This window comes from Cellulomonas sp. P4_A2 (assembly GCF_056402515.1).
The window spans coordinates 1-22310 of the sequence record NZ_JBFUHG010000016.1 but is presented as its reverse complement, the minus strand read 5'-3'; the positions used below and the strand labels follow the sequence as shown (position 1 = coordinate 22310).

General features: G+C 71.1%; 18 protein-coding genes. 1 reads left to right on the top strand and 17 read right to left on the bottom strand.

Annotated features, from left to right (window positions below):
• The 16 genes from nuoN to AC1DUE_RS14575 form a co-directional block, all read right to left on the bottom strand.
• Positions 1–1683, bottom strand: a complete 1683-nt coding sequence (gene nuoN, locus AC1DUE_RS14650) for an NADH-quinone oxidoreductase subunit NuoN (protein ID WP_477040164.1) — start codon at positions 1681–1683, stop codon at positions 1–3.
• Positions 1683–3212, bottom strand: a complete 1530-nt coding sequence (locus AC1DUE_RS14645; protein WP_477040277.1) for an NADH-quinone oxidoreductase subunit M — start codon at positions 3210–3212, stop codon at positions 1683–1685. The genes nuoN and AC1DUE_RS14645 overlap by 1 nt, the downstream gene beginning before the upstream one ends.
• A gap of 14 nt (positions 3213–3226) precedes the next feature.
• Positions 3227–5212, bottom strand: a complete 1986-nt coding sequence (gene nuoL, locus AC1DUE_RS14640) for an NADH-quinone oxidoreductase subunit L (protein WP_477040163.1) — start codon at positions 5210–5212, stop codon at positions 3227–3229.
• A gap of 11 nt (positions 5213–5223) precedes the next feature.
• Positions 5224–5523 (bottom strand): NADH-quinone oxidoreductase subunit NuoK, encoded by a 300-nt coding sequence (gene nuoK / locus AC1DUE_RS14635; RefSeq protein WP_477040162.1) that lies wholly within the window; start codon positions 5521–5523, stop codon positions 5224–5226.
• Positions 5520–6386 carry an NADH-quinone oxidoreductase subunit J gene (locus tag AC1DUE_RS14630; RefSeq protein WP_477040161.1) on the bottom strand — a complete coding sequence of 289 codons (867 nt, stop codon included), beginning with the start codon at positions 6384–6386 and terminating at the stop codon, positions 5520–5522. The genes nuoK and AC1DUE_RS14630 overlap by 4 nt, the downstream gene beginning before the upstream one ends.
• Positions 6383–7063 carry an NADH-quinone oxidoreductase subunit NuoI gene (nuoI, locus tag AC1DUE_RS14625; RefSeq protein WP_477040276.1) on the bottom strand — a complete coding sequence of 227 codons (681 nt, stop codon included), beginning with the start codon at positions 7061–7063 and terminating at the stop codon, positions 6383–6385. The genes AC1DUE_RS14630 and nuoI overlap by 4 nt, the downstream gene beginning before the upstream one ends.
• A 151-nt stretch (positions 7064–7214) precedes the next feature.
• Positions 7215–8570, bottom strand: a complete 1356-nt coding sequence (gene nuoH, locus AC1DUE_RS14620) for an NADH-quinone oxidoreductase subunit NuoH (protein ID WP_477040160.1) — start codon at positions 8568–8570, stop codon at positions 7215–7217.
• Complete coding sequence (locus AC1DUE_RS14615) at positions 8567–11146, bottom strand: NADH-quinone oxidoreductase subunit G (protein ID WP_477040159.1); 2580 nt, start codon at positions 11144–11146, stop codon at positions 8567–8569. The genes nuoH and AC1DUE_RS14615 overlap by 4 nt, the downstream gene beginning before the upstream one ends.
• Entirely contained in the window at positions 11143–12480 is a 1338-nt protein-coding gene (gene nuoF, locus AC1DUE_RS14610; protein WP_477040158.1) for an NADH-quinone oxidoreductase subunit NuoF, read from the bottom strand. The genes AC1DUE_RS14615 and nuoF overlap by 4 nt, the downstream gene beginning before the upstream one ends.
• Positions 12480–13328, bottom strand: a complete 849-nt coding sequence (nuoE, locus tag AC1DUE_RS14605) for an NADH-quinone oxidoreductase subunit NuoE (RefSeq protein ID WP_477040157.1) — start codon at positions 13326–13328, stop codon at positions 12480–12482. The genes nuoF and nuoE overlap by 1 nt, the downstream gene beginning before the upstream one ends.
• Positions 13328–14692: an NADH-quinone oxidoreductase subunit D gene (locus tag AC1DUE_RS14600; RefSeq protein WP_477040156.1), complete on the bottom strand. Its 1365-nt coding sequence runs from the start codon at positions 14690–14692 to the stop codon at positions 13328–13330. Before AC1DUE_RS14600 ends, nuoE begins: the two co-directional genes overlap by 1 nt.
• On the bottom strand, positions 14689–15465 hold the full coding sequence (locus tag AC1DUE_RS14595) for an NADH-quinone oxidoreductase subunit C (protein WP_477040155.1): 777 nt from the start codon (positions 15463–15465) through the stop codon (positions 14689–14691). The genes AC1DUE_RS14600 and AC1DUE_RS14595 overlap by 4 nt, the downstream gene beginning before the upstream one ends.
• On the bottom strand, positions 15462–16013 hold the full coding sequence (locus tag AC1DUE_RS14590; RefSeq protein ID WP_477040154.1) for a NuoB/complex I 20 kDa subunit family protein: 552 nt from the start codon (positions 16011–16013) through the stop codon (positions 15462–15464). Before AC1DUE_RS14590 ends, AC1DUE_RS14595 begins: the two co-directional genes overlap by 4 nt.
• Before the next feature lie 45 nt (positions 16014–16058).
• Positions 16059–16421: an NADH-quinone oxidoreductase subunit A gene (locus AC1DUE_RS14585; protein ID WP_477040153.1), complete on the bottom strand. Its 363-nt coding sequence runs from the start codon at positions 16419–16421 to the stop codon at positions 16059–16061.
• A gap of 58 nt (positions 16422–16479) precedes the next feature.
• The gene (locus tag AC1DUE_RS14580; RefSeq protein WP_477040152.1) at positions 16480–17751 is read right to left on the bottom strand and encodes a geranylgeranyl reductase family protein; all 1272 of its coding nucleotides are present in this window, start codon (positions 17749–17751) and stop codon (positions 16480–16482) included.
• A gap of 589 nt (positions 17752–18340) precedes the next feature.
• Positions 18341–19036 carry a demethylmenaquinone methyltransferase gene (locus AC1DUE_RS14575; RefSeq protein ID WP_477040151.1) on the bottom strand — a complete coding sequence of 232 codons (696 nt, stop codon included), beginning with the start codon at positions 19034–19036 and terminating at the stop codon, positions 18341–18343.
• A 120-nt stretch (positions 19037–19156) separates the two neighbouring features.
• Between AC1DUE_RS14575 and AC1DUE_RS14570 the strand changes: the two genes are divergently transcribed.
• Complete coding sequence (locus AC1DUE_RS14570; protein ID WP_477040150.1) at positions 19157–20485, top strand: isochorismate synthase; 1329 nt, start codon at positions 19157–19159, stop codon at positions 20483–20485.
• Between the two features lie 260 nt (positions 20486–20745).
• Here the strand turns inward: AC1DUE_RS14570 and AC1DUE_RS14565 are convergent.
• Positions 20746–22310, bottom strand: a 1565-nt coding sequence (locus AC1DUE_RS14565; protein WP_477040149.1) for a S1C family serine protease, incomplete at its 5' end; no start/stop codon positions are given.

Sequence of the window (22310 nt, the reverse complement as noted above, 5' to 3'; positions counted from 1 at the left end):
TCACGGCAGGAACGATGCCACGCCCTGGATCGCCTCGATGACCGGGGACGGCGCGATGCCCAGCCCGATCGTGATCAGCGCGCAGATCGCGATCGCGGCGACGGCCAGGCCCTCGGTCTTCACGACGGTCGTGGAGATCGTGGAGCGGGCCTCGACCCGCGTCTCGACGGCCACGGCCGAGTCACCGGCGATGCTCGACGTGCCCGACGCCGCGTAGACGTCGGCCGCCGGCTCGTCGTCGGCACCCGCGGGGCTGGTGAAGAACATCAGGACGATGATCCGCACGTAGAAGAACGCCGCCGCCGACGACGCGAGCACGCCGATGAGGGCGAGCGGCCACGCGCCAGAGTCGACCGCGGCCGAGAACACGCCGAACTTCCCGATGAAGCCCGCGGTCAGCGGGATGCCCGCGAACGAGAGCAGGAACAGGGCGAACGTCACGGCGAGCACCGGGTTGGTCCGCCCCAGGCCGGCCCACTGCGACAGGTGCGTGGCCTCGCCGAGGATCGGGCCCGGGGTGCCGTCGGCCGCCTTCCCCGTCCGCTCCCGCACGAGCCAGACGATGCCGAACGCACCGACCGTCGCCGCGCCGTAGACGAGCAGGTAGAACAGGACCGCGGTGATGCCGGCCTGGTTCAGGGCGATGATGCCGGTGAGGATGAAGCCGGAGTGCGCGATCGAGGAGTACCCGAGGATGCGCTTCATGTCGCTCTGCACCAGGGCGCCGACGGTCCCGACGACCATCGTGAGGATCGCGACCGTCCAGAGCACCACGCCGAGGTCCCAGCTCAGGCCAGGGAACACGGTGTAGACGATGCGCAGCAGCGCGCCGAACGCGGCGACCTTGGTGCACGCGCCCATGAAGCCGGTGATCGGGGTCGGGGCACCCTGGTAGACGTCGGGCGTCCAGGTGTGGAACGGCACCGCGCCGACCTTGAACAGCAGACCCGCGAGGATGAGCACGGCCCCGACGAGCAGCAGGCTCTCCATGCCGGTGGGCGTGCTGATGGCCTTCGCGATGTCCGAGTACCGCAGCGAGCCGCTGTACCCGTAGATCAGGGCGATGCCGAACAGGAACAGCGCGGACGCGAACGCACCGAGCAGGAAGTACTTCATCGACGCCTCCTGCGAGAGCAGGCGACGACGACGCGCCATGCCCGCCAGCAGGTACAGCGGCAGCGAGAGGACCTCGAGCGCGACGAAGAGCGTCAGCAGGTCGCCGGCGGCCGGGAAGATCAGCATGCCGCCCGTGGCGAAGAGCACCAGCGGGTAGATCTCGGTCTGCCGGACGCCCTTGCGCCGGGCGACCTCCTCGTAGTCCGACCCGGGCACGGCCGCGGCGTTGGGCGCGAACGCGTCCTCGCCGGTCTCCGTGCGGTCGGCGATGATCAGCAGCGAGACCACCGCGAGCAGTGCGATCGTTGCCCACAGGACCAGCGTCGGTCCGTCGACGAGCAGCGAGCCGCCGAGCACCGTCGTGCCGCCGGTGTCCTCCACGCCGGGCCATAGCAGCACGACCGCGACGAACGCGCCGATCGTGGCGGCCAGCGCCAGCGCGAGCTGCGTGGTCCGTCGTGCCCTGGCCGGGACGAACGCCTCGACGAGGACGCCGATGATCGCGGCGCCCAGCACGATGAGGACGGGGCTCAGGGCCCCCCAGTCGATCGTGGGTGGGGTGAACATCAGTTGCTCCCCTCATCGGCGGGGAGGTCGGACACGCCGACCTGCTCCAGGGTGACGGTCGCCGGCGGGCTGACCAGGTCGAGCGCCGGCCGCGGCACGAAGCCGAAGACCAGCATGAGCAGCAGCAGCGGCGCGATGGCCCAGCGCKCGCGCGMGCGCAGGTCCGGGGTGCCCTCGAGGTCGGCCGGGGCCGGACCGGTGAACACCCGCTGGTAGAGCCACAGGATGTAGATCGCGGCCAGCACCACGCCGACCGTCGAGACGATCGCCGCGGCCGGGTGCCGCGCGAACGTGCCCACGATGACCAGGAACTCGCTGATGAACGTGGACAGGCCCGGCAGCGACAGGACGCTGAGCCCGGCGACGAGGAAGAAGCCGGCGAACACCGGCACGATCTTCTGCAGGCCGCCGAACGCCGAGATCTCCTGCGAGCCGCGCCGCGCGACCAGGAACCCGGCGAGCAGGAACATCGCCCCGGTCGAGAGCCCGTGGTTGACCATGTAGAACGACGAGCCCGCGATCGACGTCGACGTGAACGCGAAGATGCCCAGCACGATGAAGCCGAAGTGCGACACCGACGTGTAGGCGATCAGCCGCATGATGTCCTTCTGGCCGATGGCCAGGGCGGCGCCGTAGATGATCGAGATGAGCGCCAGCACGATGATCACCGGGGCCGCCCACTGCGAGGCGTTCGGGAACAGCGGCAGGCACAGCGTGAGCATCCCGAAGGTGCCGACCTTGTCGAGCACGCCGACCAGCAGCGTCGACGTGCCCGCCGGCGCCTGCTGCGCCGCATCGGGCAGCCAGGTGTGCACCGGGAACATCGGCGCCTTGATCGCGAACGCCAGGAAGAACGCCAGGAACAGCAGCTTCTCGGTGGTGGGCGCGATGTCGAGGCCGGTGAGGTTGGCCGTCAGGAAGCCCTCCGGGCCGCCCGGTCCCTGCAGGTACAGCGCGATGACGGCGACGAGCATGATCAGGCCGCCGGCCAGCGAGTAGAGCAGGAACTTGACGGCCGCGAACCGTCGCAGCGCCCCGCCGAACATGCCGATCATGAAGTAGACCGGGATCAGCATGGCCTCGAACAGGACGTAGAACAGGAACACGTCCCGGGCCGAGAACACGGCGACGATGAACGCCTCGAGCAGCAGGACGAGCGCGAGGTAGCGGCGCAGCTTGTCGGTCGGGACCGTGAGCGAGCCCTGCTCTCGCCAGGCGGCCAGGATCACCAGCGGCACGAGCACGATCGACATGAGCACCAGCGCGAGGCCGACGCCGTCGACGCCGACGGCGTACGACACCCCGAGCGCGGGGATCCACGGCTGCTGCTCGTAGAGCTGGACGGTCTGCGAGGCGCCGGTGTCGAACGCGAGGAGCGCGCCGACGCCGAGGGCGAGCACGAGGAGCGACACGGCGAGCGTGATGGACCGCGCGTGCTTGCGGAGGCCGGCCGGGAGCGCCCAGAGCAGCACGGCGCCGAGCACCGGCACCACGATGAGGGCGGTCAGCCAGGGGAAGGAGGACGACATCGGTGTGAGCTCCATCAGTTCTGGATGACCAGGACGACGACGACGAGGGCGACGAGACCGAGCAGCATCGACGCGGCGTAGGACCGGACGTAGCCGGTCTGCACGCGGCGCGCGATCTCGCCCAGGCCGACCGTGACCCGACCGACGCTCGCCACGGTCCCGTCGATCGCGGTGCGGTCGACGTAGACGAGGGAGCGGGTCAGGGCCTGGCCCGGCTCGACCAGCAGGACGTCGTTCACGGTGTCCTGGTAGAGGTCGACACGGGCCGCGCGGGTCAGCGAGGTGCCGACCGGCGGGACCACGGGGACGTGCGAGGCGGCGTAGCGGCGGTAGGCGATGACGATGCCGACCGCGACGAGCGCGAGCGTGACGACCTTCAGCACGAGCGCGTTGACCACCGGATCGTCCTCATGGGGGGCGCCGAGCACCGGCGAGAGCCAGTCGACGAACTTGCTGCCTGCGTTGAGGTACCAGCCCAGACCGACCGACCCGACGGCCAGCACGATCATCGGCCAGGTCATGAGTCTCGGGGACTCGTGCGGGTGCTGGTGCTCGCCGTCGGCCTTGTTCGTCCAGCGCTTCTCGCCCTCGAACGTCATGAAGAACAGGCGGGACATGTAGAACGCGGTGATCGCGGCGCCCAGGAGCGCCACGGACCCGAACACCCAGGCCCGCCAGGGCGCACCCTCGACGGGCACGAAGGCCGCCTCGATGATGTGGTCCTTGCTGAAGAAGCCGGAGAACGGCGGCACGCCCATGATCGCGAGCCAGCCGCACCCGAACGTGATGTACGTGATCTTCATGTACCGCGCCAGGCCGCCGAAGTGGCGCATGTTCACCTGGTCGTCCATGCCGTGCATGACGGAGCCGGCGCCGAGGAACATGCCGGCCTTGAAGAAGCCGTGCGTCAGCAGGTGGAAGATCGCGAACGCGTAGCCGACGGGACCGAGCCCGGCGGCCAGCACCATGTAGCCGATCTGCGACATCGTCGAGGCGGCGAGCGCCTTCTTGATGTCGTCCTTGGCGCAGCCGACGATCGCCCCGAAGACGAGCGTGATCGCACCGACGCAGACGACGACGAGCTGCGCGTCGGGGGCGGCGTTGAACAGCGGCGCGGACCGGACGATGAGGTAGACGCCCGCGGTCACCATGGTCGCGGCGTGGATGAGCGCCGACACCGGCGTCGGGCCGGCCATCGCGTCGCCGAGCCAGGACTGCAGCGGGAACTGCGCGGACTTACCGCAGGCGGCCAGCAGAAGCATGATCGCGATGCCGTTGAGCGTCGCCTGGCTGGTGCCGGGGGCGATCCCGTTCAGCACCTGGTCGAAGCTGACGCTGCCGAAGGTCGCAAACATCAGGCCCATCGCGATGATGAGCCCGAGGTCGCCGATGCGGTTGGCGACGAACGCCTTCTTCGCCGCCACCGCGTAGTCGAGCCGGTGGTTCCAGAACCCGATGAGCAGGTACGACGCCAGACCGACGCCCTCCCAGCCGAAGAAGAGCAGCAGGTAGCTGTTGGCCAGCACGAGCGTGAGCATCGCGGCGATGAAGAGGTTGAGGTACGCGAAGAACCGGCGCCGGTCCGCGTCGTGCTCCATGTAGGCGACGGCGTAGACGTGGATGAGCGTCCCGACGAACGTCACCAGCAGCACGAACGTCATCGACAGCGGGTCGAGCCGCATCCCGGCGTTCAGGTGGAACGAGCCCGCATCGATCCAGGTGCCGAGGTCGACGTCGAAGACCCGCGAGTCCTCGGGCCGCTGGAGCATCTTGACGAAGACGATCGCACCGACGACGAACGCGGCCGACGAGGCCAGCACGCCGAGCCAGTGGCCCCAGCGGTCCGTCCGCCGCCCGAGCAGCAGCAGCACGGCGGCGCTGAGCAGCGGGATGCCGACGAGCAGAGGTGCGACGAGCAGGATGCCCGCCTTCACGGTCTCGGTCGCCGGTCCGATCGTGTCTGATGGCAGGCTCGCCACCAGGGCTGTCAGGGTGTGCACGTCCCCGCCCCTCAGTTCTTCAACAGGTTGACGTCATCGACCGAGGCCGAGCGTCGGGTTCGGAAGATGGCCACGATGATGGACAGGCCCACGACGACCTCCGCGGCCGCGACGACCATCACGAAGAAGGCCATCACCTGCCCGGTGAGGTCCCCGTGGATGCGCGAGAACGTGACGAGCGTGAGGTTGGTGGCGTTGAGCATGAGCTCGACCCCCATGAACACGATGATCGCGTTGCGCCGCAGCAGGACGGTCGTCGCACCCAGCGAGAAGAGGATCGCCGCCAGCACGAGGTAGTTGGACAGGCTCACTGGTTGTCCTCCGTCGCTGCCGTGCCCGAGACGCTCTCGCTGGCGCCGAACGTCTTGCCCGCCACGACCGAACCACCCGCGAGCACGCGGTCGATGCGGGCCGCGAACTCCTCGGCGTCGGCCTCCTGACCGCGGATCCGCAGGACGCGCGGCACCGAGATGTCGAGCGGCTGCCCGTCCGGGCCGAGCGCCGGGACGTCCATCGCGTTGTGCCGGGCGTAGACACCGGGTGCGGGCAGAGGCGTGAGGATCGCACCGGCCGCCACGCGGGCGTCGGCCCGCTCCTTCTGGCCGAGACGCGGGGTGAGCCGCTGCCGGTGCGTGAGCACCAGCGCGCCGAGCGCCGCCGTGACCAGCAGAGCGCCGACCACCTCGAACGCGAACACGTACTGCCCGAACAGGATCGTCGCGATGCCCTTGGGGTTGTCGTTGACCGCGGCCGGCGTGAAGCCCTTCGGGCTGTAGACCGCGGTGACGACGACGCCCACCAGCACGCAGGCGAGACCGATGCCGGCCAGCAGCGCGATCCAGCGCTGCCCCCGGATCGTCTCCACCAGCGAGTCCGACCCGTCGACGCCGACGAGCATGAGGACGAACAGGAAGAGCATCATCACGGCGCCGGTGTAGACGACCACCTGCACCATCCCGAGGAACACCGCGCCCTGGGCGATGTACAGGATGGCCAGCGAGATCATGATCGTGATCACCAGCAGGGCGGCGTGCACGGCCTTCTTGACGACGAGCAGACCGATGCCGGCCAGCACCATGATCGGCGCGAGGCACCAGAACAGGACCGCCTCGCCGGTGGACGTCTTGCCCGTCTCGGCGAGGGCCTGGATCAGGGCCGCACTCGTCTGGCTCATCGGGTGCCCTGCCTCGTCGCGGCCGCGACCGTGGCGGCCATGACGGCGGCGGTCGGCCCCGGCACGTTGGCGGCCTCGAGACCGGCACCGCCGGGCAGCGTCGGGTCGTCGGGACGGTGCTCCTTGACCCACGCGACCTGCGCCGGCGTGGAGCCGGTGACCTCACCGCGGTAGTACTCGGTGTCCGTGGTGCCCTCGACCATCGGGTGCGGCGCCTGCAGCATGCCGCTGCGCAGCGGCGCCAGCAGGTCCTGCTTCTCCCAGATCATGCCCGCGCGCGTCGGACCGGCGAGCTCGTACTCGTTGGTCATGGTCAGCGCTCGGGTGGGGCACGCCTCGATGCACAGGCCGCAGAAGATGCAGCGCAGGTAGTTGATCTGGTAGACGGAGCCGTACCGCTCGCCGGGCGAGTGCTGGGCCTCGGGCGTGTTGTCGCCGCCCTCGACGTAGATCGCGTCCGCGGGGCACGCCCAGGCGCACAGCTCGCAGCCGATGCACTTCTCGAGGCCGTCGGCGTACCGGTTCAGCTGGTGACGCCCGTGGTAGCGCGGCTTGGCCGGCACCTTCTCCGACGGGTACTGCTCGGTCACCGTCGGCCGGAACATGTTCGAGAGCGTCACGCCGAAACCGCCGACGGGCGCGAAGAAGTCCGAGACCGCGTTCCGCGGCTCGATCATCGACTGGTAGCCCTCGGGCCGGGCCACCTCGCCGGAAGGCTTGCGCGGAGCGACGGACTTCCCGGGCGCCGGTGCGGGCTTGCGGGCAGCGGACTGCGCCGGCTTGCGGGCCGGCTGCTTGCCGGACCCTGCGGGTGTGGGCTTGGGCTTGTCAGCCACCGTTGACCCCTCCTTCGTCGCTCTCGTCGGCACTCGACCGGGCGGGCCTGTCCGCCACGGACACAGTTGCCTTGGCTGCGGCCATGCGCTGCTTGCGCGGCGACGGCGGCAGCACCTGACCGGGCAGGGGCGGCACGGGGTAGCCGCCCGCGTACGGGTCGTAGACCTCGGGCGCCTTCGGTCCCTTGGGTGGATCGGGCTTCTTCTCGGGGATGAACGCCCAGATCAGCGCGCCGACCAGGACCACGACGGCGACCGCGATCAGCACCTTCTGCAGCGGGACGTCGGTGAACTGGTGCACGCCCTGGTAGACGCCGACGACCACGACGAACGCGAGCGCGGCGGGGATCAGGATCTTCCAGCCGATCTTCATGAACTGGTCGTACCGGAAGCGCAGCACCGAGCCGCGGACCCAGACGAAGAAGAACATGAAGATCCAGATCTTGGCGATGAACCACAGGATCGGCCACCAGCCCTCGTTGAGGGCGCCGCCCAGGAAGTTCTCCGGCACCGGCAGCCGCCAGCCGCCGAGGAACAGCGTCGTCGCGATCGCCGAGACGTTGAGCATGTTGATGTACTCCGCGAGGAAGAACCACGCGAACTTCATCGACGAGTACTCGGTCATGTAGCCCGAGACGAGCTCGCCCTCGGCCTCGGGGAGGTCGAACGGGAGCCGGTTGGTCTCGCCGACCATCGAGACGATGTAGATGACGAAGGCCGGGATCAGCGGGATGAACCACCAGAGCCGGTGCTGCGACTCGACGATCTGCGACGTCGACATCGACCCCGCGACGATGAACACCGTCACCAGCGACAGGCCCATCGCGAGCTCGTAGCTGATCACCTGGGCGGTCGAGCGGACCGAGCCGAGCAGCGGGTACGTCGAGCCGGAGGACCAGCCGCCGAGCACGATGCCGTACACGCCCACGGACGCGCACGCCAGGATGTAGAGCACGGCCACCGGGAAGTCGGTCAGCTGCAGAGGCGTCTCGATGCCGAACATGTCGACCATCGGCCCGAACGGGATGACCGCGAACACCAGCAGCGAGCAGAACACCGCGATCATCGGCGCGATGATGTAGACCATCTTGTCGGCGGCCTTGACGGTCATGTCCTCCTTGACCAGGAGCTTCATGGCGTCGGCCAGCGACTGGAGCAGGCCGAACGGGCCGTGCACGTTGGGTCCGGGCCGCTGCTGCATCCGGCCGACGACCTTGCGCTCGAACCAGATCGCGAACAGCACGCTGACCAGCAGGAACACGACGATCGCGACCGCCTTGATGAGGACGATCCACCAGGTGTCGTTGCTGAAGTTCGCGACGACGGGCGGGAGCGCGTCGGTGATCATGCGCTGGCCTCCTCGTTCTGCGGCTCGACCGCCCGCGGACCGGGTGCCAGGCGCACCACGTCCCCCGCGTCGGCGTGCAGGGTGTCTCGCACGGCACTGCCGAGCGAGTTCGTCGGCAGCCAGACCACGTGGTCCGGCATGTCGGTGACGACGACCGGCAGCGTGATCGTGCCGGCGTCGGTGCCCACCGCGATCGAGCCGCCGTCGACGACGCCGACACCCTGCGCGGTGCCGAGCGAGATCCGCGCGACCGCCCGCTTGGCGGTGCCGGCCAGGAACGGCTCGCCCGACTGCAGCCGACCCGTGTCGAGCAGCTGGTGCCAGGTGGCGAGCACCGCGGTGCCCGGGCTGACGGCCGGCGGTTCGGCCGGAGCGACCGACGGGGCGGCGATGCGCGCACCGTCCCAGCCGCCCAGCTGGTCGAGCTCGGCGTGCACGGCCTCCAGCGACGGCAGGCCCAGGTCGGCGCCGAGGGCGTCGGCCAGCTGGTCGAGCACGCGGTGGTCGGCCAGCGCGTGCGACACGAGCGCCTGCGGGAACGGACGCGGGCGTCCCTCCCACGTGACGAACGTGCCGGACTTCTCGCTGGGCGGCGCGACCGGGAGGACCACGTCCGCGCGGTCGGTGACCTCCGAGCGACGCACCTCGAGCGAGACGAGGAACGGGATGACGTCCAGGGCCTCGCGGGCGATCGCCGGGTCGGGCAGGTCGCCCGGCTCGAGGCCGCCGACGACGAGCGCGCCGAGCAGGCCCGCACGAGCCGCGGCGATGATCTCGCCGGTCGAGCGGCCCTCCGCGGAGGGCAGGCTGTCGACGCCCCACACCGCGGCGAGGTCGACGCGGGCCGCGGAGTCCGCGACCGGCCGGCCGCCGGGCAGCAGCGTCGGGAGCAGACCCGCCTCGACGTTGGACCGCTCGCCGACACGACGCGGGATCCACGCCAGGCGGGCACCGGTGCGCTCGGCGAGCCGCAGGGCGGCCGAGTAGCCGCCGGGCACGCTCGCGAGCCGCTCACCCACCAGGATGAGCGCGCCGTCCGCACGGAGCCCGTCGAGGACCTCGTCGGCAAGCCCGTCCAGCACCTCGGCCTCGATGCCGGGGGCCGACGGGATGAGCGTGCCGCTCAGGCGCTGCAGGCCACGGCTCTCCAGGGCCGCGACCGACAGGACCGTGGTCTTGTGGTCCAGGACCGCGGAGCGCAGGCGCAGGAACGCGATCCCGGCCTCCTCCTCGAGCTCCAGGCCGACCAGCAGCACGGTGGGCGCCCGGTCCAGGTCCGCGAACGTGACCTCGAGCGTGCGGCCGGCCACGTGGTGACCGAGGAAGGCCTCCTCCTCGGCGGAGTGCGGGCGGGCCCGCCCGTCCACGTCGTTGGTGCCGAGCGCGACGCGGGCGAACTTGCCGTACGCGTAGGCGTCCTCGAGCGTCAGGCGACCGCCGGCGAGGACGGCCCAGCCGGTCGCGGGCTCGCGCGGGTCGGTCGGGTGGGCCGCCGCACGCAGACCCGCGGCGGCGGCGTCGAGCGCCTCGACCCAGCTGGCCGGCTCGAGCTCGCCGTCGGCGTTGCGCACGAGCGGGGTGGTGATGCGGTCGGGGGCCGACTGCCAGTTGAACGCGAAGCGGTCCTTGTCGGTGATCCACTCCTGGTTGACGGTCGGGTCCTCGCCCGCGAGCCGCCGGAGCACGACGCCGCGGCGGTGGTCGACGCGGATGGCCGACCCCTGGGAGTCGTGCTCGCCGACGCCGGGCGTGCTCACCAGGTCGAACGGGCGCGAACGGAAGCGGTACGCCGCGCTGGTCAGGGCTCCGACCGGGCAGATCTGCACCGTGTTGCCCGAGAAGTAGCTGGCGAACGGCCGGCCGGAGGTGTCCTCGGCCGACGCGCCGATCGGCGTCTCGCCCTCGAACCCGAGGATCTGCGTGTCGAACCGGCCGATCTGCTGGTTGGCGCCGCGCTTCTGCAGGTCGATGAACACGTCGCCGGCGATCTCCTCGGAGAACCGCGTGCAGCGCTGACACAGGATGCAGCGCTCCCGGTCCAGGAGCACCTGCGTCGAGATGGCGATCGGCTTGGGGAACGTGCGCTTGACGTCGACGAACCGGGTGCTCCCCCGGCCGTTGCTCATGGCCTGGTTCTGCAGGGGGCACTCGCCGCCCTTGTCGCAGACCGGGCAGTCGAGCGGGTGGTTGATGAGCAGCAGCTCCATGACGCCGTGCTGCGCCTTGTCGGCCTCGGCGGACGTGTGCTGCGTCTTGACCTGCATGCCGGGGCCGGCCTCGAGCGTGCAGGAGGCCTGGGGCTTGGGCATCTTGGACAGGGCACCGTCGCGACCGGGCGCCCACACCTCGACCAGGCACTGGCGGCACGCGCCGGCGGGCGCGAGCAGCGGGTGGTCGCAGAACCGCGGGATCTGGATGCCCAGCTCCTCGGCGGCGCGGATGACCAGCGTGCCCTTCGGCACCTCGGTCTCGATGCCGTCGATGGTGAAGGTGACCGTGGCGGCCGGTTCCGCGGGCTTCTCGAGGGGAGCCGACGGGACCAGCTTCGTGTTCGCGCCGGAGGACAGGATCGTCATGCGTGGACCCCCGCGAGGACGCCGGTCTGGCGCGGCGTGTAGGTGAACAGCGAGCTGTCCTCGGGCGGGAAGAGCACGTCGGCCGGCGTGTGCGTGCCGGCCTCGAACTCCTCCCGGAAGTACTGCACGGCCGACGTGATCGGGCTCGTCGCGCCGTCGCCCAGGGCGCAGAACGCGCGGCCCAGGATGTTGTCGCAGAGGTCGAGGAGCAGGTCGATGTCCGCCGACGTGCCCTGACCGGCCTCGATGCGCTGCAGCACCTGCGTGAGCCAGTAGGTGCCCTCACGGCACGGCGTGCACTTGCCGCAGGACTCGTGCTTGTAGAACTCCGTCCAGCGCGTCACCGCGCGGACCACCGAGGTGGTCTCGTCGAAGATCTGCAGCGCGCGCGTGCCGAGCATCGAGCCGGCCGCACCGACCGACTCGTAGTCCAGCGGCACGTCGAGGTGCTCGGCCGTGAAGATCGGCGTCGAGGACCCGCCGGGCGTCCAGAACTTCAGCTCGTGACCCTCGCGGACCCCGCCGGCCATCTCCAGCAGCTCGCGCAGCGTGATGCCGAGCGGCGCCTCGTACTGGCCGGGCCGCGTGACGTGGCCGGACAGCGAGAACAGCCCGTGGCCGGTCGACTTCTCCGTGCCCATCGACTTGAACCAGTCGGAGCCGCCGACGACGATGCCCGGCACGGACGCGATCGACTCCACGTTGTTCACCACCGTGGGGCGCGCGTACAGGCCGGCGACCGCAGGGAACGGGGGCTTGAGCCGCGGCTGGCCGCGCAGGCCCTCGAGCGAGTCGAGCAGCGCCGTCTCCTCGCCGCAGATGTACGCGCCCGCGCCCGCGTGCAGCGTGATCTCCAGGTTGTAGCCGGAGCCGAGGATGTCCGTGCCCAGGTAGCCGGCCGCGCGGGCCTCCTGGATCGCGTTCAGGAGCCGCCGGTACACGTGCAGCACCTCGCCGCGCACGTAGAGGAACGCGTGGTCGCAGCCGATCGCGTAGCTCGTGATGATCATGCCCTCGATCAGGTGCTGCGGGCTGGCCATCATGAGCGGGATGTCCTTGCAGGTCCCCGGCTCGGACTCGTCCGCGTTGACGACGAGGTAGCGGGGTCCGCCGTCGGGCGCGGGCAGGAAGCCCCACTTCATGCCCGTCGGGAAGCCGGCGCCGCCACGGCCGCGCAGCCCGGAGTCCTTGACCATCGTGACGACGTCGGCCGCCTGCATCGTCAGGGCGCGACGCAGGCCCTTGTAGCCGCCCGCCGCCTCGTAGGTCGACAGGGCCCACGAGCGGTCGGCGTCCCACGTGTCCGTGAGGACCGGGGTCAGCGTGGTCGCCATCAGGACTCCTTCGCGTCGTCGGAGGTCTGCTTCTTCTGCTCGCCCGAGGGCGACACGTCGCCGGCCGTCGTCGCGGGCCGCTCGGCGCTCGACTGCTCGCCGCCGACCTTCGGCTGGCTGGGCGCCGCGGGAGCCGCGGAACCGCTGGCCTCGAGCGGCGGGGCCGTCCAGCCCTCGGCGCGGGCCAGCTCGATGCCGCGCAGCGTCGGGACGCCGGCGCCCACACCCTCGTCGGCGCGGCCGTCGTCGAACCCGGCGAGAACGCGGGACATCTCCCGGAACGTCACCACCGTGTCGGCACCGCGGGTGGGGACCACGGGCTTGCCCGCACTGATCGTGTCGACGAGGTCGCGCGCGGTGTCGGGGGTCTGGTTGTCGAAGAACTCCCAGTTGACCATCACGACCGGCGCGTAGTCGCAGGCCGCGTTGCACTCGACGCGCTCGAGGGTGATCCGGCCGTCGTCGGTGGTCTCGTCGTGCCCGACCCCGAGGTAGTCGGACAGCTCCTCCCAGATGGCGTCGCCGCCCATGACCGCGCAGAGCGTGTTGATGCAGACGCCGACCGTGTACTCGCCGTTGTGGTGGCGCTTGTACTGCGTGTAGAACGTCGCGACCGCGGACACCTCGGCCGTGGTCAGGCCCAGGTGCGACGCGCAGAACGCGATCCCGCGCGGGCTGACGTAGCCGTCCTCGGCCTGCACCAGGTGCAGCATCGGCAGCAGCGCGGAACGCGCCTGCGGGTAGCGGGCGACGATCAGGTCCGAGTCCGCGGTGAGGCGCGCGTGCGTCTCCGCGTCGTAGGACGTCCGGTGCGTCTGCCCGGGCGTCCGCCCAGCTTCCACCGACATCAGCGGTCCACCCCTCCGAGCACAGGGTCGAGGGACGCGACAGCGACGACGACGTCGGCCACCTGCCCGCCCTCGCACATGATCGACGTCGCCTGCAGGTTGTTGAACGACGGGTCCCGGAAGTGCGCCCGGTACGGCCGCGTGCCTCCGTCGGACACCAGGTGCACGCCCAGCTCGCCGCGCGGGTGCTCCACGGTCTGGAACACCTGACCGGCCGGCACGCGGAAGCCCTCGGTGACCAGCTTGAAGTGGTGGATCAGGGCCTCCATCGAGGTGCCCATGATCTCGCGGATGTGGTCGAGCGAGTTGCCCATGCCGTCGGCGCCGATGGCCATCTGCGCAGGCCAGGCCACCTTCTTGTCCGCGACCATGACCGGGCCGGGGCCCATCTTCTGGAGGCGGTCGAGGGTCTGCTCGACGATCTTCATCGACTGGTAGCACTCCTCGACCCGGATGACGAGGCGGCCCCACGAGTCGCCGGTCTGCTCGACCGGCACGTCGAAGTCGTACGTCTCGTACCCGCAGTACGGGGTGGCCTTGCGCACGTCGTACGGCAGGCCCGCGCTGCGGAGCACCGGTCCCGTCATGCCGAGCGCCATGCAGCCCGACAGACCCAGGTAGCCGACGTTCTTGAGGCGCAGGTGCAGGATCGGGTTGGCCATCATCAGGTCTTCGAGCTGCTTGAAGAACTTGCGGACGACCACCAGCGACTCGCGGATCGTGTCGATCGCACCCGGGGGGATGTCCTGCGCGACGCCGCCGGGGCGGATGAACGCGTGGTTCATGCGCAGCCCGGTGATCAGCTCGAAGATCTTCAGGATCTCCTCGCGGGCGGTGAAGCCCACGGTCATGATCGTCGTCGCGCCGAGCTCGTTGCCGCCCGTGGCCAGGCAGACCAGGTGGCTCGTGATGCGGTTGAGCTCCATGAGCAGCACGCGGATGACCGTCGCCCGCTCGGGCACGTCGTCCGTGATGCCCAGCAGCTTCTCGACCGCCAGGCAGTACGCGGCCTCCTGGAAGAGCGGGGCCACGTAGTCCATGCGCGTGCAGAAGGTCACGCCCTGGGTCCAGGTGCGGAACTCCATGTTCTTCTCGATGCCGGTGTGCAGGTAGCCGATGCCCGCGCGGGCCTCGGTCACCGTCTCGCCGTCGATCTCGAGCATGAGCCGGAGCACGCCGTGGGTCGACGGGTGCTGCGGGCCCATGTTGACGACGATCCGCTCCTCGCCGAGGCGGGCGGCCTCCTCGGCGATGTCGGACCAGTCGCCGCCGGACGCCTCGAAGGAGGGGATGCCCTCGGTGTCGCCGTCGACGACCCGTGGGGTAGAGCGGGGTGCTGCAGTTCGGGCGTTGGGTGTGGTCATCGGTACGACCTCCGCTGGTCCGGGGGCGGCACGGTGGCGCCCTTGTACTCGACCGGGATGCCCCCGAGGGGGTAGTCCTTGCGCTGCGGGTGGCCCGGCCAGTCGTCGGGCATCTCGATGCGGGCCAGGGCGGGATGCCCGTCGAAGATGATCCCGAAGAAGTCGTAGGTCTCGCGCTCGTGCCAGTCGTTGGCCGGGTACACCGGGACCGTCGACGGGATGTGCGGGTCGTCGTCGGACACCGCGACCTCGAAGCGCAGGCGGCGCGAGTGCGTCACCGAGACCACGTGGTAGACCGCGTGCAGCTCGCGGCCCGCGTCGTGCGGGTAGTGCACGCCCGAGACGCCGAGGCTGAGCTCGAAGCGCAGGTCCTGGTCGTCGCGCAGCACCTGCGCCACCTCGACCACGTGCTCGCGCCGCACGTGCAGCGTGATCTCCTCGCGGTCGATCACGACGGACTCGACCGCGTTCGCGTAGCCCGTGCCGGACTCGTCGAGCACCTCGGTCAGGATGTCGACGGCCTCGTCGAACCAGCCGCCGTAGGGGCGCTCGCTCGGGCCGGGCAGCGCGATCGGGGCGACGAGGCCGCCGTAGCCCGACGTGTCGCCGGAGCCCGTCGCGCCGAACATGCCCTTGCGGACGTCGACGATGTCGATCGGGGTGCGCGTGGTGTTCTGCGCGCCCGCCTCGAGGGCCGCCTCGGTCGTCGCCTGCGCCTCGGTGCCGGCGGCACCGGGCTTCACCGCGGCAGCGGCATCGTTCTTCTCGGTCACTTCAGCAGCCCCGTCATGTGCGACGTCGGCGTCGCGGCCAGCGCGGCGGCCTCGGCGGCGGCGGCCGCGTTCTTGCGGTTCACGCCGAGGGGCTCGTTCTCGATCTGCTCGTGCAGGGCCAGGATCGCGTTGATGAGCATCTCGGGCCGCGGCGGACAGCCCGGCAGGTAGATGTCGACCGGGATGATGTGGTCGACGCCCTGCACGATCGCGTAGTTGTTGAACATGCCGCCGCTGCTGGCGCAGACCCCCATCGAGAGCACCCACTTGGGCTCCGACATCTGGTCGTAGACCTGGCGCACGACGGGTGCCATCTTCTGGCTCACGCGGCCGGCGACGATCATCAGGTCGGCCTGGCGCGGCGAGGCGCGGAAGACCTCCATGCCGAAGCGGGAGATGTCGAACCGGCTCGCGCCCGCGGCCATCATCTCGATGGCACAACACGCGAGGCCGAACGTCACGGGCCACAGCGACGACTTGCGGAAGTAGCCGACGAGATCCTCGACCGTCGTGAGCAGGAAGCCTGACGGCGCCTCTTCGATCCCCATCTCACACCTCCGGATGTGCAGTGATAGCTGTGGTCATGACCGCTGTCAGTCCCACTCGAAGCCCCCGCGACGCCACTCGTAGACGAACGGGACCGTGATGATCAGCAGGAAGCCGATCATCGCGACGAGCCCGAACATCGCGAGCGTGCTGAAGCTGACGGCCCACGGGTAGAGGAACACCACCTCGATGTCGAAGACGATGAACGTCATCGCGACGAGGTAGTACTTGATCGGGAAGCGGCCGCCGCCGATGGCGTGCGGGGTGGGCTCGATGCCGCACTCGTACGCCTCGAGCTTGGCGCGGTTGTACCGCTTCGGGCCGAGCATGACGCTGGAGCCAACGCCACCGAGCGCCATGAGGGCAGCGATGCCCATCAGGAACAGCAGCGGCACGTACGGGTTGCTCATCGTGCGTCACTCCTCAACGGCGAGGTCGGTGCGGGGGGTCGGGTACAGCGTGGTGCGGTCAGGCTGCCGGTGCGAGCCGACTGAGTCCGGAGATGACCCGGTCGACCAGGTCACCGCCGCGGGGTTCGTAGCAGTCGGACAAGAGCTTGAGGACGAACTTCATGACGAGCGGCTGGGGCAGGCCGTACCGCGTGCACACCCGCATGATCTCCGGGTGCTCGATGAGCCGGACGAAGACCCGGCCGAGCGTGTAGTAGCCGCCGAGGTCATCCTTCATCCGGCGCTGGTAGGTGGCGAACGCGCGCTCCCGGCCGGCGGCGGTGCCCCGCGCCAGGCCCTGGGCGATCGCGTCGGCGGCGACCCGGCCCGCCTGCAGGCCGTACGCGATGCCCTCGCCGTTGAACGGGCTGATCATCCCGGCGGAGTCGCCGACGAGCATCAGGCCGTTGCCGTACAGCGGCCCGCGGTTGAACCCCATCGGGAGCGCCGCGCCACGGACCGGGCCGACCTGGTTGTCGGGCGTGAACTCCCACTCGGCCGGCGCGTTGGCCATCCACTTGGCGAAGAGCGCCTTGTAGTCGACCTTCGTCGCGGCCGCTGTGCTCGACACCGAGCCGAGGCCGACGTTGGCGGTGCCGTCGCCGAGGGCGAAGATCCAGCCGTAGCCGGGCATGAGGTTCGACTTGCGTGGCTCGCCGTCCCAGAGCTCGAGGTGGCTCTCCATCCACGCGTCGTCGTGCCGCGGGGTGCGGAAGTAGGTGCGGACCGCGACGCCCATCGGGCGGTCCATGCGCTTCTCCAGGCCCATGCCGGTGGCGAGCCGTGCGGAGACGCCGTCGGCGGCGATGACGATCGGGGCGCGGTACTCCGCGGCGCCGTCGGCGGTCTTGGCGGTGACGCCCACGACGCGGCCGGAGCGCTCGTCCCGCACCGCGCCCGTGACGTTCGTGCGCTCCTGCAGCTTGGCGCCCGCGGAGCGCGCGTGGTCGGCGAGCGTGTGGTCCAGGGACATGCGCGACTTGGCCAGCCCGTACGACGGGTAGCTCGACAGCTCGGGCCACTCCAGCTCGAGCCGGTGCCCGCCGCCGATGACGCGCAGACCCTTGTTCCGGATCCACCCGTCCTGCTCGCGGATCGGCAGGCCCATGCGCACCATCTCGGCGACCGCGCGGGGCGTCAGGCCGTCGCCGCAGACCTTGTCGCGGGGGAACTCGGACTTCTCCAGGAGCAGCACGTCCAAGCCCGCGGAGGCGCAGTGAAACGCGGCGGCGGACCCTGCCGGGCCCGCGCCCACGACGATGACGTCTGCGTCATCGTGCGCTGCATCCACCACCAGTGACCCCACTTGTGACGTTGTTCACGTACTGATTCGGCGAGTGTAACCACGGCCAGAAACGCTGTCTGCGAAGGCTTGGCTTACTTGCGACGACAGGGTGCGGAACGGCCCTGATCTGCGCGGAAACTCGTGGTCGAACATCCCGCAGACGACGCCCCGCCGGTGCAGTTCGAGGCGTTGCGCACCCCATTGTTCACCCCGGCGGGCGACGAGTCCCGGCATTCGCTGATCGGGCTTCGCGCGGGACCCGCCGGCGCGGGTCTCCGGCACGGTCCCCGGTGGTCGTCGACCTCCTCGTGCCCTCGTCGCAGAGCGGCCGTGCGAATCTGCCGGCTGACCTGCGGGTGGGGGCGGCCGGGGCGGGCAGGAGTCCTCGCGCGGCCCGGCAGCGTCGGGACGGGCCGAACCGACGCGACCTGGCGCCACCTGGGACTGGAGTGGCCCGTGAGACGCCTGAGATGCCTCAGAAGTCACTCGAGCACCACGCGTCCCAAGTGGCGCTAGGTCAGGCCGGATGGCGCCGCCGGGTGGGCGACCGGCGATGGCCGCCGAGGAAGTCCGTCGCCGGACGCGAGCGCGGCGCCTACTCCGGGCGCGTGGCGCGGTGGAGGGCGACGACGCCGCCGGTGAGGTTGCGGAACGCGACCTGGGTCCAGCCGGTGCCCTTGATGAGGCGGCCGAGGGCGGCCTGGTCGGGCCACGCGCGGATCGACTCGGCAAGGTAGACGTACGCGTCGGGCTCCTTGGACACGGCCCGCGCGACGGGCGGCAGGGCCCGCATGAGGTAGTTGGTGTAGACCGTGCGGAACGGCGCGAACGTGGGTCGCGAGAACTCGCAGACGACGAGCCGGCCGCCGGGCTTGGTCACGCGGTAGAGCTCGTCCAGGGCGCCCTCGACGTCGGACACGTTGCGCAGCCCGAACGACATCGTCACCGCGTCGAAGGACTCGTCGGCGAACGGCAGGTGCAGCGCGTCCCCGGCCACGAACGCCAGGTCGGGCCGGCGCCGCTTGCCCACCTCGAGCATCCCGACGGACAGGTCGCACGCGATGACGCGCACGCCAGCGTCGGCCATGGGTTCCGACGAGGTCCCGGTGCCGGCGGCGAGGTCGAGGACCGTCTGGCCGGGCTGGGCGTCGACGGCCTTGATGGTGGCGCGCCGCCAGGCCCGGTCCTGCCCGAGCGACAGGACGTCGTTCGTGCGGTCGTATCGGGCGGCCACGGCGTCGAACATCACGGCGACGTCGTGCGGGTCCTTCTCGAGGCTGGCGCGCGGCATGGTCCCCATCGTCGCAGGTCCGCCGCGCCCGGGACGAACGCACGCACGGGGTCACACTGTGCTGAGCGCCACCTGAGGGTCGGCACGGCGTGCGCTCGGCGCAGGCTTACGCTGGCCCTGATGAGCCAGCAGCCCACCGCCCCGGGGTCCGCCGGGACCCCGGTCCCGCACCCCCTCGTGGTGCGCACCGTCGCTCTCGACGACCTGGCGCAGCAGCGGTCCGCCGCCGACCTGCTGGACCTCCTGCCCTCGACCGGGTCACCGCTCGCGTGGGTGCGCCGCGGCGACGGGCTGGTCGGCTGGGGCGAGACCTTGCGCGTCGAGGTCGCGGGACCGGACCGGTTCGCCGACGCGGAGCGGGCGTGGCAGAAGCTGCTCGCGCACGCGATCGTGCGCGACGAGGTCGGAGTCCCCGGGTCCGGACCGGTCGCGTTCGGCTCGTTCGCGTTCGACGACGACTCTCCCGCCGGCGGCGTGGTCGTCGTGCCCAGCGTCGTGGTCGGTCGTCGCGGGGGCCGGACGTGGCTGACGAGCATCACGACCGGCGCCCGGATCGGCAGGGCGCCGCGGCTGAGCGACGTCATCGGTCCGCGCGTGGCACCGACCGACCCCGGCGTCGTGGCCTACTCCGACGACGAGGCCGGCGACTGGCGCGACATCGTGGCGCAGGGCATCGCGGCCATCCGTTCCGGTGCGGTGGAGAAGGTCGTCCTCGCCCGCGACGTGCACGCCGTCACCGAGCACCCCGTCGACGCGCGGTGGGCGCTCGAACGCCTCGCCGACGCGTACGAGTCCTGCTGGACGTTCAGCGTGGACGGCCTGGTCGGCGCGACGCCCGAGCTGCTGGTCCGCTCCGAGAAGGGGCTGGTCACCTCCCGCGTGCTCGCCGGCACGATCCGGCGCACCGGCGACGACAACGCCGACCTGGCCCGCGCCGCGATCCTCGCGCACTCCTCGAAGGACCTCGAGGAGCACGAGTACGCGGTGCAGTCGGTCGCGCACGCGCTCGACCCGTTCTGCTCGTCGACGAACGTCCCCGACGTGCCGTTCGTCCTGCACCTGCCGAACGTGCTGCACCTCGCGTCCGACGTCACGGGCGTCCTCGCACCGACCGAGGGCGCGCACCCTTCGTCGCTCGCGCTCGCCGCCGCGCTGCACCCGACGGCGGCCGTCTGCGGCACCCCGACGGTCGCCGCCCGCGAGCTGATCCGCGGTATCGAGGGCATGGACCGTGCCCGGTACGCCGGACCGGTGGGCTGGTTCGGGGCCGACGGCGACGGCGAGTGGGGCATCGCCCTGCGTTCGGCGCACATCGACTCCGACGACCCGCGACGCGTGCGCCTGTTCGCGGGCTGCGGCATCGTCGCCGCGTCCGACCCGGCAGCCGAGCTCGCCGAGTCCGAGGCCAAGCTCGAGCCGATGCGCTACGCGCTCGGCCGCGACGCCTGACCCGCCGGCCCCGCTCAAGGACCCGCGCGGACGCCGACGGCGCCTGCTCGCGCCGTGGACGCGGCGCGGTGCCGAACGCCCAAGTCCCGGACCGCGGCGTGTGCGGTCCGGGACTGGTGGCGGTCCGTGTCGGACCGCGGTGGCGCGGCTCAGGGGTGTGAGCCGCAGGAGGCTGACCGTCCGGGAAGGAGCCCGGGGCCGGCGGCCGGATCCCCGATGGGGGGTGCGGGGACCGGCGGCCGCCGGCGGTCAGCGAGAGATCAGCCCTGCTGCTGGCTCTGGAACCACTTCCACAGCTCGTCGGGGCTCATGCCGTTCGGGAGGCCGTTGGCGCCGCCCTGGTCGCTGCCGTCGCCCTGCTGGCCCTGGTCGGGGGCCTGCTGGTCGGGCGCCTGCTGGCTGCCGTCGCCCTGCTGGTCCGGCGCCTGCTGGCTGCCGTTGTCCGACGAGGCCGCCTGCTCCGGGCGGACCGCGAGCGTGACGTCGATGTCCGACGCCTTGCCGTCGCGGACGACCGTCAGCGTGACCTTGGTGTCGGCCGGGAGGGCCCGGACGTAGGCGGTGAGCGACTCGGCACCGGCGACGGCCTTGCCGTCGATCGCGACGATCGTGTCGTCGACCTTGATGTCACCCTTCGCGGCGGGCGAGCCGTCGCTGACCGACTTGACCACCGCGCCGCGGCGGGTCACGCCGTCGGCGGTGGCGGTGCCGTCGTCGAGCGTCACACCGAGGAAGGCGTGCTCGGCAGAGCCGTCCTCGACGAGCTGGGCGGCGATGTTCTTGACCAGGTCGACCGGGATGGCGAAGCCGAGGCCGATCGAGCCCGACTCCTGCGACAGCGTGGCGATCGAGGAGTTGATCCCGATCACGCGGCCGGAGGCGTCGAACAGCGGGCCACCGGAGTTGCCGGGGTTGACCGCGGCGTCCACCTGGATGGCGTTGGTGACGGTGGTCTCCGTGCTGCCCTCGCCCGAGGTCGAGACCGGACGGTCGACCGCGGAGACGATGCCCGTGGTGACGGTGCTGGCCAGGCCGAGCGGGTTGCCGACGGCCATGACGGGCTGGCCGACGACGACCTTGGACGAGTCGCCGAACGCGGCGGCCTTGAGGTCCTTGGGCGGGTCGGTGAGCTTGATGACGGCCAGGTCGGTGGTCGGGTCGGTGCCGACGACGGTGGCCTTGAAGATGCGGCCGTCGTTCAGCGTGACCGAGATGCTGTCCTTGTCCGCGTCACCGACGACGTGGTTGTTGGTCACGATGTGGCCGGCGTCGTCGACGACGACCCCGGAGCCCTCGGCGCCGGAGCTGCCGCCGCCGATGGTCACGGAGATGGCGACGACCGAGGCCTGGACGGCCTTGGAGACGGCCTCCCAGTCGGGGGCGTCGGACGTGGAGCCGGAGACCGGGACGGTGTCGTTGGTGTCCTGGCCGATGGTGGCGAGCGAGGCCGGACGACCGGCGGACGCGTCGTCGTCGTGCGACAGGCCGGTCACGACGCCGCCGGTGGCGACGGCAGCGACGATGGCTGCGGCGGCCGCGGCCGAGACGACAGGGATCCACGTGCGGCGCTTGCGCTGCGTCGGGACACCCGTCGGCGCCTGCGGGTTCTGTGGGGCCTGGGGGGCGTACTGGGCGGCGGGCACCTGGTACGGGGCGGCGGCCTGGTGCACGACGGGCTGCTCGATCTGCGCCTGGCGGATCTGCTGCTGGACGAGCGCCGGGTCCTGCACCGAGGCGCGCTGCGCGGCGTCCCACTGGGCGCGGCGGACGGCCTCGGCCTGCGCGGCGGCGGCGGCCTGGGCGGCGGCGGCGGCCTGGGCGGCCT